Source organism: Brevundimonas sp. (genome assembly GCF_041648615.1).
Classification (GTDB): domain Bacteria; phylum Pseudomonadota; class Alphaproteobacteria; order Caulobacterales; family Caulobacteraceae; genus Brevundimonas.
In genome coordinates this window covers 39,327-55,171 of sequence record NZ_JBAZOS010000006.1, presented here as the reverse complement: position 1 = coordinate 55,171, position 15,845 = coordinate 39,327, and the positions used below count along the sequence as shown (strand labels likewise).

At 67.8% G+C, this 15,845-nt stretch carries 15 protein-coding genes; 13 read left to right on the top strand and 2 right to left on the bottom strand.

From position 1 onward, the window contains the following. Window positions 1-174: 174 nt before the first annotated feature. The 11 genes from rpsB (at window position 175) to WC555_RS04490 (ending at window position 10,106) form a co-directional block, all read left to right on the top strand. On the top strand, window positions 175-1,101 hold the full coding sequence (gene rpsB, locus WC555_RS04540; RefSeq protein WP_373251541.1) for a 30S ribosomal protein S2: 927 nt from the start codon (window positions 175-177) through the stop codon (window positions 1,099-1,101). A 92-nt stretch (window positions 1,102-1,193) separates the two neighbouring features. Then, window positions 1,194-2,135: a translation elongation factor Ts gene (gene tsf / locus WC555_RS04535; RefSeq protein WP_373251539.1), complete on the top strand. Its 942-nt coding sequence runs from the start codon at window positions 1,194-1,196 to the stop codon at window positions 2,133-2,135. A gap of 125 nt (window positions 2,136-2,260) precedes the next feature. Next, complete coding sequence (locus tag WC555_RS04530) at window positions 2,261-3,865, top strand: M20/M25/M40 family metallo-hydrolase (protein ID WP_373251535.1); 1,605 nt, start codon at window positions 2,261-2,263, stop codon at window positions 3,863-3,865. A 73-nt stretch (window positions 3,866-3,938) separates the two neighbouring features. Next, complete coding sequence (gene mce / locus WC555_RS04525) at window positions 3,939-4,364, top strand: methylmalonyl-CoA epimerase (protein ID WP_373251534.1); 426 nt, start codon at window positions 3,939-3,941, stop codon at window positions 4,362-4,364. Further along, the gene (locus tag WC555_RS04520; RefSeq protein ID WP_373251532.1) at window positions 4,364-4,624 is read left to right on the top strand and encodes a DUF1467 family protein; all 261 of its coding nucleotides are present in this window, start codon (window positions 4,364-4,366) and stop codon (window positions 4,622-4,624) included. The genes mce and WC555_RS04520 overlap by 1 nt, the downstream gene beginning before the upstream one ends. A gap of 10 nt (window positions 4,625-4,634) precedes the next feature. Further along, window positions 4,635-4,973 (top strand): DUF3088 family protein, encoded by a 339-nt coding sequence (locus tag WC555_RS04515; protein ID WP_373251530.1) that lies wholly within the window; start codon window positions 4,635-4,637, stop codon window positions 4,971-4,973. Window positions 4,974-5,040: 67 nt separating this feature from the next. Further along, window positions 5,041-6,204 carry a hypothetical protein gene (locus WC555_RS04510; RefSeq protein ID WP_373251527.1) on the top strand — a complete coding sequence of 388 codons (1,164 nt, stop codon included), beginning with the start codon at window positions 5,041-5,043 and terminating at the stop codon, window positions 6,202-6,204. A gap of 116 nt (window positions 6,205-6,320) precedes the next feature. Beyond that, window positions 6,321-7,637, top strand: coding sequence for a proline--tRNA ligase (gene proS / locus WC555_RS04505; RefSeq protein WP_373251525.1), 1,317 nt, complete (start codon window positions 6,321-6,323; stop codon window positions 7,635-7,637). After that, window positions 7,634-8,935 (top strand): lipoprotein-releasing ABC transporter permease subunit, encoded by a 1,302-nt coding sequence (locus tag WC555_RS04500; protein WP_373251523.1) that lies wholly within the window; start codon window positions 7,634-7,636, stop codon window positions 8,933-8,935. The genes proS and WC555_RS04500 overlap by 4 nt, the downstream gene beginning before the upstream one ends. Further along, entirely contained in the window at window positions 8,928-9,644 is a 717-nt protein-coding gene (locus WC555_RS04495) for an ABC transporter ATP-binding protein (protein ID WP_373251521.1), read from the top strand. The genes WC555_RS04500 and WC555_RS04495 overlap by 8 nt, the downstream gene beginning before the upstream one ends. A gap of 51 nt (window positions 9,645-9,695) precedes the next feature. Then, complete coding sequence (locus tag WC555_RS04490) at window positions 9,696-10,106, top strand: hypothetical protein (RefSeq protein WP_373251519.1); 411 nt, start codon at window positions 9,696-9,698, stop codon at window positions 10,104-10,106. A 160-nt stretch (window positions 10,107-10,266) separates the two neighbouring features. Here the strand turns inward: WC555_RS04490 and WC555_RS04485 are convergent, their stop codons facing one another. Further along, entirely contained in the window at window positions 10,267-10,386 is a 120-nt protein-coding gene (locus WC555_RS04485) for a hypothetical protein (RefSeq protein WP_235561751.1), read from the bottom strand. 455 nt (window positions 10,387-10,841) lie between these two features. On the opposite strand from WC555_RS04485, the gene dnaE reads away from it, so the two are divergent. Then, on the top strand, window positions 10,842-14,297 hold the full coding sequence (gene dnaE, locus WC555_RS04480; RefSeq protein WP_373251518.1) for a DNA polymerase III subunit alpha: 3,456 nt from the start codon (window positions 10,842-10,844) through the stop codon (window positions 14,295-14,297). Beyond that, complete coding sequence (locus WC555_RS04475; RefSeq protein ID WP_373251516.1) at window positions 14,297-14,653, top strand: GFA family protein; 357 nt, start codon at window positions 14,297-14,299, stop codon at window positions 14,651-14,653. The genes dnaE and WC555_RS04475 overlap by 1 nt, the downstream gene beginning before the upstream one ends. Here the strand turns inward: WC555_RS04475 and WC555_RS04470 are convergent. Continuing rightward, window positions 14,650-15,822: a S41 family peptidase gene (locus WC555_RS04470; protein ID WP_373251515.1), complete on the bottom strand. Its 1,173-nt coding sequence runs from the start codon at window positions 15,820-15,822 to the stop codon at window positions 14,650-14,652. The two genes, WC555_RS04475 and WC555_RS04470, sit on opposite strands and share 4 nt — an antisense overlap. Window positions 15,823-15,845: the final 23 nt, after the last annotated feature.

Genomic DNA, 15,845 nt, shown 5'->3' with positions numbered 1-15,845 from the left:
GGTTGCGAGAGGCGGGGAGCCGCGGCGCTTGCCTTTTGCCTCCATCGCGCCTACATGCCCGCCCACTTCACACGCAGGCGTGGCGCGGTCAGGGAGAAATCCTGGTCGCTCCGATCCGAGGACTTCGGTCTTTACAGCGCCTGCGGCGGATCAATCGGATAAAGGACTAACCTCATGGCTCTGCCAGAATTCTCCATGCGTTCGCTGCTCGAAGCCGGCGCGCACTTCGGCCACCAGACGCACCGGTGGAACCCGAAGATGGAGCGCTACATCTTCGGATCGCGCTCGAACATCCACATCATCGACCTGTCGCAGTCGATCCCGCTGCTGCACCAGGCGCTGGTCGCCGTGCGCGACGTCGCCGCCAAGGGCGGTCGCGTCCTGTTCGTCGGCACCAAGCGTCAGGCCGCGGATCCCGTGGCCGAGGCCGCCAAGCGCTGCGCCCAGTACTATATGAACAACCGCTGGCTCGGCGGCACCCTGACCAACTGGCGCACCGTGTCGGGCTCGATCGCCCGCCTGCGCGAGCTGGAAGGCCTGCTGGAGAGCGGCGGCGACGGCCGCGTCAAGAAGGAGCTGCTGAACCTGCAGCGCGAGAAGGACAAGCTCGAGCTGTCGCTGGGCGGCATCAAGGACATGGGCTCCATCCCGGACATCATGTTCGTGATCGACACCAACAAGGAGGCCATCGCCATCCTTGAAGCCCGCAAGCTGAACATCCCGATCATCGCCATCCTGGACACCAACTCGGACCCGGACGGCATCACCTATCCGATCCCGGGCAACGACGACGCCGCCCGCGCCATCCAGACCTATTGCGACCTGATCGCCGACGCCGTCCTTGACGGCCTGGCCGCCGGCCAGGCCTCCTCGGGCGTCGACCTGGGCGCCGCGGTCAACCCGGACGAGCCGATGCTGCGCGAAGCCAAGGCCCCCAAGGCCAAGGCTGAAGACGTGGTCCCGGCCGGCGCGGAAGCCGTCGCCGAGGAAATGATCGCCGCCGCCGAACCGGCAGCCGAGCCGGCCGTGGCCGACGAAGCCGCCCAGGCCGCGACCTCGGAAGCCAACGACGCCGTCGAAACCGAGGAAGCCGCGGTCTAAACGACCCCGACTTTCCACCGACGGCGAAACTGACATACGGCCGGGGTAATCCCCCGGCCGTTCCCGCATACGCATACCAAGGAGATACCCCCATGGCCGAGATCACAGCCGCCCTCGTGATGGAACTGCGCGCCAAGTCCGGCGTCGGCATGATGGACTGCAAGAAGGCGCTTCAGGAAACCGACGGCGACATCAGCGCCGCGATCGACTGGCTGCGCGCCAAGGGCCTGTCCAAGGCCGCCAAGAAGGCCGACCGCGTCGCCGCCGAAGGCCTGGTCGCCGTCGCCTCGAAGGAAGTCGGAGCCGGTGAAGTCGGCGCCGCCATCGAGTTCAACGCCGAAACCGACTTCGTCGCCCGCAACGACCTGTTCCAGAACGCCGCCAAGAAATTCGCCGAACTGGGCCTCGAGCACGCCACGCTCGAAGGTCTGCACGGCGCCGAGCTGGAAGCCGGCAAGTCGGTCCAGGACGAAGTGACCCAGCTGATCGCCACCGTCGGCGAGAACATGCAGCTGCGCCGCGCCGCCCGCCTGTCGGTCGACGAAGGCGTCGTCGCCTCCTACGTTCACAACGCCGTCTCGCCGGGCCTCGGCCGCATCGGCGTGCTGGTCGCCCTGCACGGCGGCGGCGACAAGACCGCCCTGCGCGAACTGGGCCGCAAGATCGCCATGCACGTGGCCGCGACCGCTCCGCTGTCGCTGAACACCGACGATCTGGACCCCGCCGCCATCGAGAAGGAACGTCAGGTCCTGACCGAGAAGGCCAAGGAAGAAGGCAAGCCGGAAGCCATGATCGCCAAGATCGTGGAAGGCCAGATCAACAAGTTCCAGAAGGACGTGGTGCTGATCAAGCAGCCGTTCGTCATGAACCCCGACGTGACCATCGAACAGCTGGTCGCTGACGCTGGCAAGGAACTGGGCTTCCCCGGCCTGCACCTCGCCGGCTTCGTCCGCCTCGCCCTCGGCGAAGGCGTCGAGAAGGTCGAAGGCCCCGACTTCGCGACCGAGGTCGCCCAGATGTCGGGCGGCCAGTAAGCCGGTTCGAACACACAGCTGACGAAGGGGCCGGTGAGTGATCGCCGGCCCCTTTTTCGTTTCGCGTTTGCTCGGCCGGGACTCTCGGGCCAAATGCCTCCCGATTGATTCAACGGGGACTGTTCATGAAACGTTTGCTCGCCGCCGTTTCGGCCATCGCCATCCTGACCGCCGGTCCTGTGACCGCCCAGGATGTCGACCGCGTCGCCATCAATGGCATCATCGATCAGGGGCTGAACCACTCGGAGGTCATGCAGACCGCCGCGTACCTGACCGACCGGATCGGCGGCCGGCTGACCAACTCGCCCCAGATGCGTCAGGCGGAGACCTGGACGGCGCAGCGTTTCCGCGACTGGGGACTGTCCAACGTCCGCGCTGATCCGTTCGAGTTCGGCCGCGGCTGGTCGGTCGTCCGCTCCAGCGCCCGCATGACGGCGCCCCGCGTCCTCGATCTGCGCGCCATCCCCGTCGCCTGGACGCCGTCCACCGCCGGGGTGATCAGCGGCGAGGTCGTGGTGGCTCCCTTGATGGCCGCCGGCGACTTCGCGAAATGGCGCGGCAAGCTGGCGGGCAAGATCGTCCTGATCTCGCGTCCCACAGCAGGATCGGAGCCGACAGAGGTCCCGTTCCGCCGTCTGACCAACGAAGACCTGCGCAATCTCGACACCTACAACATTCCGAACCACGCGGCCCCCGCGACCAATCCGTTGCGAGAGCTCGAGTTCGCCCGCCAGATGGACGCCTTCCTGCAGGAGGAGGGTGCGCTGGCCTGGGTCCGCATGTCCGCGCGTGACGGCGGCCTTCTGCACGGCAACGGCTCGGGCTACCGCATGGACGACCAGCGCCGCACCCCGGGCATGGAGCTGGCCGCCGAGGACTATCGCCGACTGGCCCGCCTGGCCCTGACCGACGACGCCAAACCCACGCTCGAGCTGATGAGCGAGGTGCGGTTCCACGAGGAGGACGCCAACGCCAACAACATCCTGGCCGACATCCCCGGGACCGGGCGTTCGGGCGAATACGTCATGGCCGGCGCCCATCTGGACAGCTGGGTCGCCTCGGACGGGGCTGTGGACAACGCCGCGGGCAGCGCCGTGATCATGGAGGCCGCGCGCATCCTGAAGACCCTGGGCGTGCGTCCCAAACGCACCATCCGCTTCGCCCTGTGGAGCGGGGAAGAGCAGGGGATTCTCGGCTCGCTGGCCTACACCGACAAATATCTGGCGACGCGCGCTCCACTGGGCGACGCCCAGCTGGACGGCCTGCCCAACAACCGCACCTGGCGCCAGCGCTGGCCGATACAGCCCCGCGAGGGCCACGGCGATCTGGTGGCCTATTTCAACCTCGACAACGGCTCGGGCAAGATCCGCGGCATCAACGCCGAGGGCAATGTCGCCGCCGCGCCGATCTTCCAGGCGTGGCTCGAGCCCTTCAACGCCATGGGCGCCACGACGGTGTCGATGCGCACCTCGGGCAGCACCGACCACGTCTATATGCAGACGGTCGGCGTCCCGGGCTTCCAGTTCATCCAGGACCCGCTCGACTACGGCGCGCGCCTGCACCACACCTCGATCGACAGCTACGACCACATGCGGGCCGACGATCTGCGTCAGGCCGCCGTCATCCTGGCCGCCTTCCTGCTGAACGCCGCCAACAGCGACGAGCCCCTGCCGCGCATGCCGGTGCCGACCCGGCCGACACCGACGGATCCGTTCCCGCTGCAGCAATGAGCTGATGGAGGGCGTCGTGACGCGACAATCACGACGCCTTCTCCCCGCCGACGACACCCGCTAAAGCTCTGGGATGATCGGAAGACTGAACCACGTCGGCGTCGCCACGCCCTCCATCGAGGCCAGCGTCGCGATGTACCGCGACCTGCTCGGCGCCACGAAGGCGCATACGCCGTTCGACCTGCCGGCCCAGGGCGTGCGGGTCTGTTTCATCGACCTGCCCAACGCCCAGATCGAGCTGATCGAACCGCTGGGCGACGACAGCCCGATCCACGGCTTCCTCGCGAAGAACCCCAAGGGCGGCCAGCATCACGTCTGTTTCGAGGTTGAGGACATCCTCGCCGCCCGCGACGCCCTGCGGGCGAAAGGCGCGACCATCCTCGGCACGGGCGAGCCGCGCATCGGGGCCCACGGCACGCTCATCATCTTCGTCCATCCCAGGGACATGGGCGGCGTGCTGGTCGAACTGATGGAAACGCCGAAAAACGGAGCGCACTGATGCCGATCGGCCCGATCACCATGCTGGCCATCTACCTCGTCTGCTGGTGGACGGTGCTGTTCGCCGTCCTGCCGCTCGGCACGTCGAAGGAGCGGCACGAGCCGCCGACCGACGGAGCCCAGTGGGGCGCGCCCGAAAAGCCGGACCTGAAGCGCAAATTCATCACCACGACCTGGGTGTCGTTCCTTGTCTGGCTGCTGGTCATGGCGCTCGTCTTCATCGGCTGGATGCCGCTGCCGGACCTCGCTCCGCCCGTTTGAGGATCGCCCGATGACTGACCGTCTCTACCTCCTGAACCCGGGCTGGCATGATGACGCGGGGGGGCCTTGGTATTGCCCGGCGGGCGCGGTTGTGGAGGGCGTGTTGTCCTTCTATCCGGCCCTGCGCGAGCAGCTGGAGATCATTTATCTGGACCATCCGCGGCCGCGGCCAGTGGTGATCGAACAGGTCGGCGAAGATCACCAGGGCTGCCCCCTGTTGGTGCTGGACGAGACCTTTGGCTGGCCCGAGGCGCAGACTAGTGCCGTCACCGGCCGTCGCTTCCTCCAAGACGAAGCGATTATCCGTTATCTGTCTGCAAGATACGGGATCGCACGGCCACACCCTTAGGCTTTTTGTAATCTCTAGACTCAATGGGAGGTAGTTGTTAATCTGTGCAGAATTGGCGGAGGGGCCGATGAAGACAGCTAACAGCGTTGCGATCATCGCGATCGCAGGATCATTGACTGCTTGCGTTAGTGTTGACGGCGCCACCGCCAATATGACCCATCTCACCTTGGCGCCGCTGTATTCGGATTCGAATACAAATGCTTACCGGGGAACCCGTGGCGCTTCTTACGGGCGTCCCCGAAGCGGGAGAGGCGATCAGGAGATTTCAATCGCCGAAGGCGCGCGGAATGCTTGCTTTGGTGCGGTGCCAGACCCCAATGAGGCGATAGCCGGTACTTTCATCGCAGCTTGCCGAACGGCCCGGACGCAAGAAACGACCGAGGCTGTTGGTCGATATTTCCGGGCGGGGTTGGCTCTATCCAACCAGATTTGCCAGCAGCATCTGAGCCGCCTCGCGGTTCGAGAGGCCAGCTTCAGCGGAGCAAATGACATCATATCGCAAGGCGGGGCAGCGGCCACGACGATCCTGGCCGCAACGAACGCGACCAATCGAGCGACCGGGATTATCAGTTCGCTCTTCCAGCTGGGCGGTGGCGTTTCCTCTGCTGCTCGCGAGCGTCTTAGCCTGTCCGCCTCGACCGAAGCCGTCTACAGTCTGATACAACGCACACGCGCGCTGAAGATCGACGAACTGAGCTCACGGCCGCCGTCAGACTTCTGGACCGCCTATCGGATGCTGGATGAGTACCACTACACCTGCTCATACCCGGCTATCCGGCACGCGGTGGAACTGGCCGTTGCGAATGGCGCCGAAGCTGTCGCAGGTGAATCCGCGACGTTCATCGCGTCCGTGAAGGACCACTATTCCAACCTGCTTCAGACTGCTGGTTTCGATGTCCCGGCCACTGAGGCAAATCTGGATATGGTTGCCGCTGTGTTCGTCACATCCATGGTGCGTCAGGACGCCTTGGGCGATGGAGTCAGGAGCACGCTGACGGCAATGCAGCCATCAAAAGCAGGGGCGGAAAAGGCCGGGAATATAGCTTGGTTGTACTCGGTCGAGGCCACCGCGAACCAAGCGGCGTTCAGGCAGCAATTGGCCAGAAGCCCACAGCTGATCGACATCACCAACAGAAGCGCCATTCTGATGGCGCCTTCCAAGCCGGCGGCGCCGCCCGTCGCTCCAAACCCTGGTCCAACTCCAGCGGTTCCGGCTGTGCCAAGCGGCTGAAAAGGCTGAAATCCGGCGTTTGGGCGACGGTTACGACACGGGGGAGCGGTTTCGCCTAGCCTTTATCGCAAGTGTCCGGCTAAAGCGGCTGTCAAACCTTTAGCTGGGATTTCTCCATGCGCCTGTCGCGCTATTTCCTGCCCACCCTGAAAGAGGCGCCCTCGGACGCCCAGATCGTCTCGCACCAGCTGATGCTGCGCGCGGGGATGATCAAACAGGAGGCCGCCGGCATCTACGCCTGGCTGCCGCTGGGCCTGCGGGTGCTGAACCGGATCGAGCAGATCGTCCGCGAGGAGCAGGAGCGGGCAGGGGCCGTCGAACTGCTGATGCCGACCCTGCAACTGGCCGACCTGTGGCGCGAGAGCGGCCGCTACGACGCCTACGGCCCCGAGATGCTGCGCATCACCGACCGGCACGAGCGCGAACTGCTCTACGGCCCCACGAACGAGGAGATGATCACCGACATCTTCCGCAGCTTCGTGAAGAGCTACAAATCCCTGCCGCTGAACCTCTTCCACATCCAGTGGAAATTCCGCGACGAGCGCCGCCCGCGCTTCGGCGTCATGCGCGGCCGCGAATTCCTGATGAAGGACGCCTATTCCTTCGACATCGACGAGGCCTCGGCGCGCAAGGCCTACAACCGCATGTTCGTGGCCTATCTGAACACCTTCGCCCGCATGGGTCTGAAGGCCGTGCCGATGCGCGCCGACACCGGCCCGATCGGCGGCGATCTCAGCCACGAGTTCATCGTCCTGGCCGAGACCGGCGAAAGCCAGGTCTTCTGCGACCGCAAGCTGGTCGAGATGCCGGCGCCCGGGACGGGCGTGGACTGGGACGACCTTCAGTCAATCGTTGATCAGCGAACGTCGTTGTACGCCGCCACCGAGGAAATGCACGACGCCGGCCAGTTCGAGAGCCAGACCGCCGAGGGCGACCGCCTGACCGCGCGCGGCATCGAGGTCGGCCACATCTTCTATTTCGGCACCAAATACTCGGCCCCGATGAAGGCGAAGGTCGCCGGCCCCGACGGCAAGGACGCCGACGTCCACATGGGCAGCTACGGCGTCGGCGTTTCGCGCCTGCTGGGCGCCATCATCGAGGCCAGCCACGACGACAGCGGCATCATCTGGCCCGACGCCGTCGCGCCCTTCGATGTCGTCGTCATCAACCTGCGCGTCGGTGACGAAGCCGTCTGCGCCGCCTGCGAGGAGGCCGTGGCCAAGCTCGAGGCGCTGGGCAAGGACGTGCTCTACGACGACACCGACGAACGGCCCGGCGGCAAATTCGCCACCGCCGACCTGATCGGCATCCCGTGGCAGCTGACCATCGGACCCAAGGGTCTGGCCGACGGCCTGGTCGAGCTGAAACGCCGCGCCACCGGCGAGAAGGTCTCCATCCCGCTGGACGAGGCCCTGGCGAAGGTGCGCGGATGACCGACGTCGCGGCGGCGAAACCGATCAAACCGGCCGGCCCGTTCTCGGGCTGGGAGATCGAACTGGCGCTGCGCTATCTGCGCGCCAAGCGCAAGGAGGGCGGCATCGCCCTGATCGCCATCATCTCCTATGTCGCCATCTCCCTGGCGGTCATGGCCCTGATCGTGGTGATGAGCATCATGGCCGGCTTCCGGCACGAACTGCTCAGCCGCATGCTGTCCTTCAACGGCCATATGTATGTCCAGGGCCAGGTGCTGAACGACGCTGACCGCGACGCCATTGTCCGGCGGATCAGCCAGGTTCCGGGCGTCGTCAGCGTCACCCCCGTGACCGAGAACCAGAGCCTCGTCCGCGCCGCCGGCCAGACGACCGGCGCCGTCGTACGCGGCATCCGCCCCGGGGACCTGGCCTCCATGTCCTACGTCCATGACAGCCTGAGCGACGAGGCGAAGCGCACCTTCGGCCAGGGCGCCTACGGCGGCGACAATGTCCTCATCGGCAAGTCCCTCGCCGAGGGCATGGGCCTGAGAGTCGGCGATCCCATCACCCTCTACTCCCCGACCGGAGCCGGCAGCGCCTTCGGCAACCTCGGCGGTCTGGAGAAGACCTATCGCGTCGGCGGCGTCTTCACCTCGGGCACGGCCGATTTCGACCGCGCCTTCATCTTCATGCCGCTCGAGCAGGCCCAGCTCTTCTTCGGCAAGGAGGGCGTCTGGGACGTGATCGAAATGAAGGTCGACCAGCCCGACCGCGTCGCCGAACTCTATCCCGCCGTCCGCGCCGCGGCCGGCCCCGGCGGGGTCGTCAGCGACTGGCGCGACCGGCTGGCGGCCTTCTGGGGCGCGCTGAAGGTCGAGCGGGTGGCCATGAGCATCATCCTCGGCCTCGTCGTCGCCATCGCCGCCCTCAACATCATCTCCGGCATCGTCATGCTGGTGAAGAACAAGACCCGCGACGTGGCCATCCTGCGCACCGTCGGGGCCAGCCAGATGTCGATGCTGCGCGTCTTCTTCGTCGCCGGCGCCGCCATCGGCATAGCGGGCACGGCCACGGGCCTGTTCCTCGGCCTCGTCTTCTGCCTGAACATCGGCGCCATCCAGCATTTCCTCGAGGCCCTGCTGGGCGTCCAGCTGTTCAACGCCGACGTCTACATGCTCGACGCCATCCCGGCCCTGGTCGATCCCGGCGACGTCTTCTGGGTCACCGTCTGGTCCCTGTTCATGAGCTGTATCGCCAGCCTGCTGCCGTCGTGGCGGGCCGCGAAAATGGATCCGGTCGAGGCGCTTCGGTATGAGTAATCCCGTCCTTTCGGCCCCGGTCCTCTCGGTCCGCGGCCTGACCCGCACCTATGACACCGCCAGCGGCGGCCTGACGGTCCTGCGGGGCGTCGACCTGGACGTGCGCCCGGGCGAGGTCGTCGGCCTGATCGGGCCGTCGGGCTCGGGCAAGTCGTCCCTGCTGCACGCCGCCGGCCTGCTGGAGCGCCCCACCTCGGGCGAGATCCGCATCGACGGCGAGGATGTCGGCATGCTGGACGAACGCGCCCGCACCCACATCCGCCTGGCGAAGATCGGCTTCGTCTACCAGTTCCACCACCTGCTGCCCGAGTTCGACGCGCGCGACAACGTCGCCCTGCCGCTGCGCATCGCCGGGGTCAAACAGCCCGAGGCCCGCGCCCGCGCCTCCGAGGTCCTGACCGCCCTCGGGCTCGGCGAGCGCCTGACCCACCAGCCGGCCCAGTTGTCGGGCGGCGAGCAGCAGCGTGTGGCCGTCGCCCGCGCCCTGGCCAACCGCCCGCGCCTGCTGCTGGCCGACGAGCCGACCGGCAACCTCGACCCCGGCACCAGCCAGACGGTGTTCGAGGCCCTGCACCGGCTGGTCAAGGACACCGGCGTCGCCGCCCTGATCGCCACCCACAACATGGAGCTGGCCGGCCACATGGACCGCGTCTTCGCCCTCAAGGACGGCCATCTGGAAGAACGTCCGGCCCAAAGCCAGGCGTACTGAGCCACGCCTGGTGACCCTCGTGCTAAGGGTGACGCCCCTGCGGAGCCTGCCATGACCGACGCCATCCAGACCCATCTGATCACGGCGCGCGAGGCCATGGCCGAGGGCCGCACGCTCGACGCCCGCAACTCATACGCCCGCGCCGCCGCCCTCAGCCGCGAGAGCGGCGCGCCCCTGCTGCAGGCCCACGCCCTGCGCCATTTGTCCGATATCGACCGCGAGGCCGACCACCTCGAACAGGCCCTGGCCCACGCCGAACAGGCCGCGGCCCTGTACCGCTCGAACGGGCAGGGGACGTCCATCGACATGGCCAACGCCCTGCGGCTGTCGGCCCTGGCCCTCGACGCCCTGCGCCGCCCGGCCCCGGCCGAAGCCGCCTGGACCGCCGCCCGCGACCTTTACGCCGACGCGGGCGTCGCCGCGGGCGTGGCGGAATGCGAGCGCCGGCTGGAGGCGGACTAGATCCCTTCTCCCCTCGGGGAGAAGGTGTCAGGCGCAGCCTGACGGATGAGGCGGCTGTCGGCTCCAGCGGGCTTTCAGACGAGGTGAGACAGAGATCCCCCTCATCGGTCTCGCTCCGCGAGCCACCTTCTCCCCCGGAGGGGAAGAAGGGCGTTCGCCGCTACTTCTTTCCGGGAGGCGTCGTGAACGGCGAGCTGCTGCTGACCGCCACGGACGGCTTGGGCTTCTCGGCCTTGGGTTTGCGGACTTCCTTGTTGCTCTTCACTTGACCCTTGGCCATGGCCGCTCTCCTGCGACGCCTGCCGCCGGAAGGGCGGGGGGTGGCGTTCGCCCCATCCTACAGGCCGGGGCGAGTCGTGTTCACCTCAAATCCGCTTGACGGGAACGCAACGGGAACATAGAACATAAACAGAACACGCAAGCGGGAGAGAGATCATGGCGCGTTGGGTGAGGGATACATTGTCGCTGGCGTCGTGCGGCGGTTTCGTCTGGGTGATGTGGCAGGCGGCGCTGCTGACGACGGGCGCCTGATCTGCTGCGATCGGATCGGGACGATGCGCACGATGTGAACGGTGTGAACGGTGTTTTTTCGTTCCGAACCGGTCCCGGCGCCGATCCGGGGCTATCCACAGTCCGTCCCCGGCCGACCGACCTGTTTCGTGGTTTCCGGTGTCATGACCTGACGCGATGTGGGACTCGGGGCAGGATGGCAGTTCAACCGGAGCAGAGGGCGCTGTGAGCGAAGCGACGACCCGTCAGGGCTTCATCCACCTCCGCGTCCGCTCGGCCTATTCGCTGCTGGAAGGCGCGATCAAGGCCAGCAAGGTCCCGACCCTGGCGGCCGACGCCGGCATGCCGGCGGTGGGCGTCGCCGACCGGGCCAATCTGTTCGGCGCGCTCGAGTTCAGCGAGGCGGCGAAAGCGGCCGGCGTTCAGCCGCTGGTGGCCTGCGCCATCCCGGTCACCGGCATCGGCGGCAAGATCAACGAGCGCTGGGCCAAGGTCCCGACCGTGGTCCTGCTGGTCCAGAACGAAGCCGGCTGGCTGAATCTGTGCGCCCTGTCGTCGTCGGCCTTCCTCGACGCCGGATCGATGGACGAACCCAGCGTGCCCTGGACCATGGTGGCCGAACGGTCCGAGGGGCTGATCCTGCTGTCCGGCGGCCCCGACGGCCCCGTCGACCCCCTGTTCGTCCAGTCCCGCCCCGACGAGGCCGCCACCGCCCTGACCGAGATGGCCCGCGTCTTCGGCGACCGCTTCTATGTCGAACTGCAGCGCCACGGCCTCGCCAGCGAGGGCCAGGCCGAACGCGGTCTGGTCGAATGGGCTTACGCCCACGACGCGCCGCTGGTCGCCACCAACGACGTCCACTATGCGAAGGCGGCCCAGGCCAAGTCCCACGACGCCCTGATGTGCATCGCCGACGGGGCCTTCACCGGTCAGGAAGACCGCCGCCGCATCACCGGCGAGCACTGGTTCAAGCCCGCGGCGGCCATGCGCGCCCTGTTCGCCGACCTGCCCGAGGCCTGCGACAACACCATAGAGATCGCCCGCCGCTGCGCCTTCCTGGCCCCCACGCGGGCGCCCATCCTGCCGCGCTTCGACGCCGGGGCGGGCCGGTCCGAGCCCGACGAGCTGATGCACCAGGCCCGCGAGGGGCTGAAGGCCCGCCTGCAGGCGGTGACGCCCGCCGCGCCCGAGGCCGAGTACTGGACCCGCCTCGAATGGGAGGTCGGCATCATCCAGCAGATGGGCTTCCCCGGCTATTTCCTGATCGTGTCGGACTTCATCAAATGGGCCAAGAACCACGGCATTCCCGTGGGTCCGGGCCGGGGTTCGGGTGCCGGCTCGCTGGTCGCCTGGGCCCTGACCATCACCGATCTGGACCCCCTGCGGTTCGGCCTGCTGTTCGAGCGGTTCCTGAACCCCGAACGCGTCTCCATGCCCGACTTCGACATCGACTTCTGTCAGGAGCGGCGGGAAGAGGTGATCGACTACGTCCAGGCCCGCTACGGCAAGGACCGGGTGGCCCAGATCATCACCTTCGGCACGCTTCAGGCCCGGGCCGTGCTGCGCGACGTCGGCCGGGTGCTGCAGATGCCGCTGGGCCAGGTCGACCGCCTCGCCAAGATGGTGCCGGCCAACCCCGCCAACCCCGTCACCCTCGCCCAGGCCATCGAGATCGAGCCGCGCCTGCGCGAGGCGCGCGACAACGACAAGGCCGTGGCCACCCTGCTGGAGACGGCGCTGGAGCTGGAGGGGCTGTACCGCAACGCCTCGACCCACGCCGCCGGCATCGTCATCGGCGACCGCCCCCTGATCGAGCTGGCGCCCCTGTACCAGGACCCGCGCTCGACCATCCCGGCCAGCCAGTTCAACATGAAATGGGTCGAGGCCGCCGGTCTGGTGAAGTTCGACTTCCTCGGCCTCAAGACCCTGACGGTGCTGGACCGCGCGCGCCAGTATCTGGAACGCCGCGGCGCCGCCCCCGACTGGAACGGCCTGCCGCTGGACGACCCAAAGACCTACGAGCTGATGGCCTCGGGCCAGACCGTTGGGGTGTTCCAGCTGGAATCCCAGGGCATGCGCGACACCCTGCGCAAGATGCGCTGCGGCTCGATCGAGGAGATCACCGCCCTGATCTCCCTCTACCGGCCCGGGCCGATGGAGATGATCGACACCTATATCGACCGGAAATTCGGCCGGCAGCAGGTGGACTATCTGCACCCCTCCCTGACCGAGGTGCTGACCGAGACCTACGGCGTCATCATCTACCAGGAGCAGGTGATGAAGATCGCCCAGGTCCTGGCCGGCTACAGCCTCGGCGAGGCCGACCTTCTTCGCCGCGCCATGGGCAAGAAGAAGAAGGAGGAGATGGACTTCCAGCGCGCGCGCTTCATCGCCGGCGCGTCCGAGAAGGGCGTTTCCGAGGAACAGTCGGGCGGCATCTTCGATCTGGTGGCCAAGTTCGCGGGCTACGGCTTCAACAAGTCGCACGCCGCCGCCTATGCGCTGATCAGCTTCCAGACCGGCTGGCTCAAGGCGACCCATCCGGTCGAATTCATGGCCGCGTCCATGAGCCTCGATCTCAGCAATACCGACAAACTGGCTGTCTTCTATCAGGATTGTCGTCGCTTCGAGGTGCCGATCAAGTCGCCCGACGTGAACCGGTCCTCGGCCGATTTCGACGTGGCCTGGGACGACGGGAAAGGGGCGGTCCTCTACGCCCTGGGCGCCATCCGCAACGTCGGCCTGGAGGCGATGAAGCATCTGGTCGAGGTGCGCGAGACCGGCGGCCGATTCACCGACATCTTCGACTTCCTCGAACGCGTCGACCCGCGCAGCGTCAACAAGCGGGCGCTGGAGAACCTCGCCCGCGCCGGCGCCTTCGACAGCTTCCACCCCAACCGCCGCCAGCTGTTCGAACAGGCCGACACCCTGATGGCCTATTGCCAGAGCGTGGCCGCCGAGCGCGCCTCGTCCCAGGTCTCCCTGTTCGGCGGCGACCAGGCCGGCGCCGCCCGCCCGCGCCTCAAGCCGGTCGAGCCCTGGGTCGGCCCCGAGAAGCTGGATCAGGAACTGGCCGCCGTCGGTTTCTACCTGTCCGGCCACCCGCTCGAGGACATGGCGCCGGCGCTGAAGCGCAAGCGCGTCACCTTCGTCGCCGAGGCCACGGCCCTGGCCGAGAGCGGCCATGAGGCCTTCCTGATGGCCGGCGTCGTCCGCCGCCGTCAGGAGCGGGCCAGCGCCAAATCGGGCGAGAAATTCGCCTTCGTCACCTTCTCCGACCCGACCGGCGAATTCGAATGCCTGTTCCCGCCCGAACAGCTGCGCAAATGCCGCGAGGTGCTGGAGGTCGGGGCCTCGATCATGGTCCGCGTGCGGGCCAAATCGGCTGACGGCGAGGTGCGCTTCTTCGGCGACGACGCCTCGCGGCTGGATACGCTGATCGACGACGGCGCCATGGGGCTGCGCATCCACGTCTCGGCCCGCTCCGCTGACGCTGAGGCCCTGCGGACGCGGCTGGAGAAGGCCCGGTCGCCGGGCAAGGGCGGCGAGGTCTCCCTGATCGCCTCCCTGGACGGCCGCCGCGAGGTCGAACTGAAACTGCCGGGCCGCTACCGGCTGGACGGCGCCCTGCGCGGCGCGCTCAAATCGGCGCCCGGGGTGGTGCTGCTGGAGGATGCGTGATGGCTGATGTGAAAACCCACACCGGATCGTGCCGTTGCGGCGCGGTGGCCTATGAGGTCGACACCGATCTGGATGGCCTGATCGAGTGCAACTGCTCCCACTGCTACCGCAAGGGGCTGGTGCTCAGCTTCGTCTCGCCGGACGCCTTCCGCCTGACCGCCGACGGCCCCCAGACCGAGTATCTGTTCAACACCCACAAGATCCGCCACCTCTTCTGCGAGACCTGCGGCGTCCAGTCGTTCGCCCGCGGCTCGACCGCCGACGGCAAGGAGATGGTGGCGGTCAATATCCGCACCCTGACCGATATCGAGCCCTTCAGCTGGACCGCCCGGCGCGTCGACGGCCGCAGTTTCTAGCGTCCCGGGACGAAGGCCTCCCGTGGCGTGCCGTCGACGGCGTACAGCCGCTCCGTCGGCAGCTTGATCACCAGGCCGGAATGCTCCAGCCGATGATCGTAAACCGCGCCCCGCAGCCCCGCCATCGGCCCGCCGGTGACCTCGGCCCCGAGCGCATCCATGCCGACCGCCAGCCCCTCGCCCATGCTGCCGGTCCAGCGGCCGACCCGGACCGCGACCGGCCCCCGATGGCGTTTTCCGGGACGCGGCAGGACCTGCTCGATCCACTGGCGCGGCACCCCCGTCTCGCGTTCCTCGGCGGGCAGGTTGTGAATCTGATAGGCCGTCGGCGCATCCACGAACCAGCCCATGATCGCCCGCGCCACCACCGTATTGCCGCCGCCGGGCGTCTCGGTCAGGTCCAGCACGACCCGCTGGCCCTCGCGGACCTCCGCCATCGCCGCGTCGAAGGCCGCGATCGTCCCGCCGTCGCCGAGCGAGTCGTTGAAGCGGATGACCCGGTCGCCGCCCGCCTCCCGCACCTCGACGGCCGGGCCGTCGGGGCGCTGGACGGCGTAGAGATTGGCCAGGGCGAGCCGCCGCTCCGAGCCGTCGGCGCCCCGGATGGTCAGGTCGCGCGGACGATCCCGACGGCCCGCGGCCAGCACCCGCGCCGCGTATCCGGCCCGCTCGCCGTCCGCCGTGAGCCCGAGGTCCGACCAGAAGGCCGCCACCGCCTCGCGGGTCGGCGCGCCAGCCACGGCCGTCAGGGTGTCTCCCGCGCGGACGCCGGCCCGGGCGGCAGGCGAATCCTCACGCACCGCGGTGATCCGCCAGACGTCGCCTTCGGGCTCGATCCACAAATCGGAATAGCTGGGCACGAGACTCCAGCTGTCGGCGAAGGAGCGCCCCGTGATGGCGTGGTGATCGGCCAGGGCCGCGACCGCGCGCTCGGCGTAGCGGAGCAGGGCGCTCCGGTCGCTCACCGCCCCGGCCTCGGCCCGCAGAGCCGGGCTCATCGGCATGACCCCGCCCGGAAAGCGGTCGAGGTAGGCGTACTGGCTGTTGATCAGCGGCTCGATCGACAGGGCGTCCCGCCGCCAGACCGCGGCGTCGGGCTCCGCTTGCGCCAGGGCGGGACCGGGGAGGGCGCAGGCCAGGGCAAGCAACAGGGACAGGACGAAGCGCATGGGCGGGTCTCGGCGTCAGGACG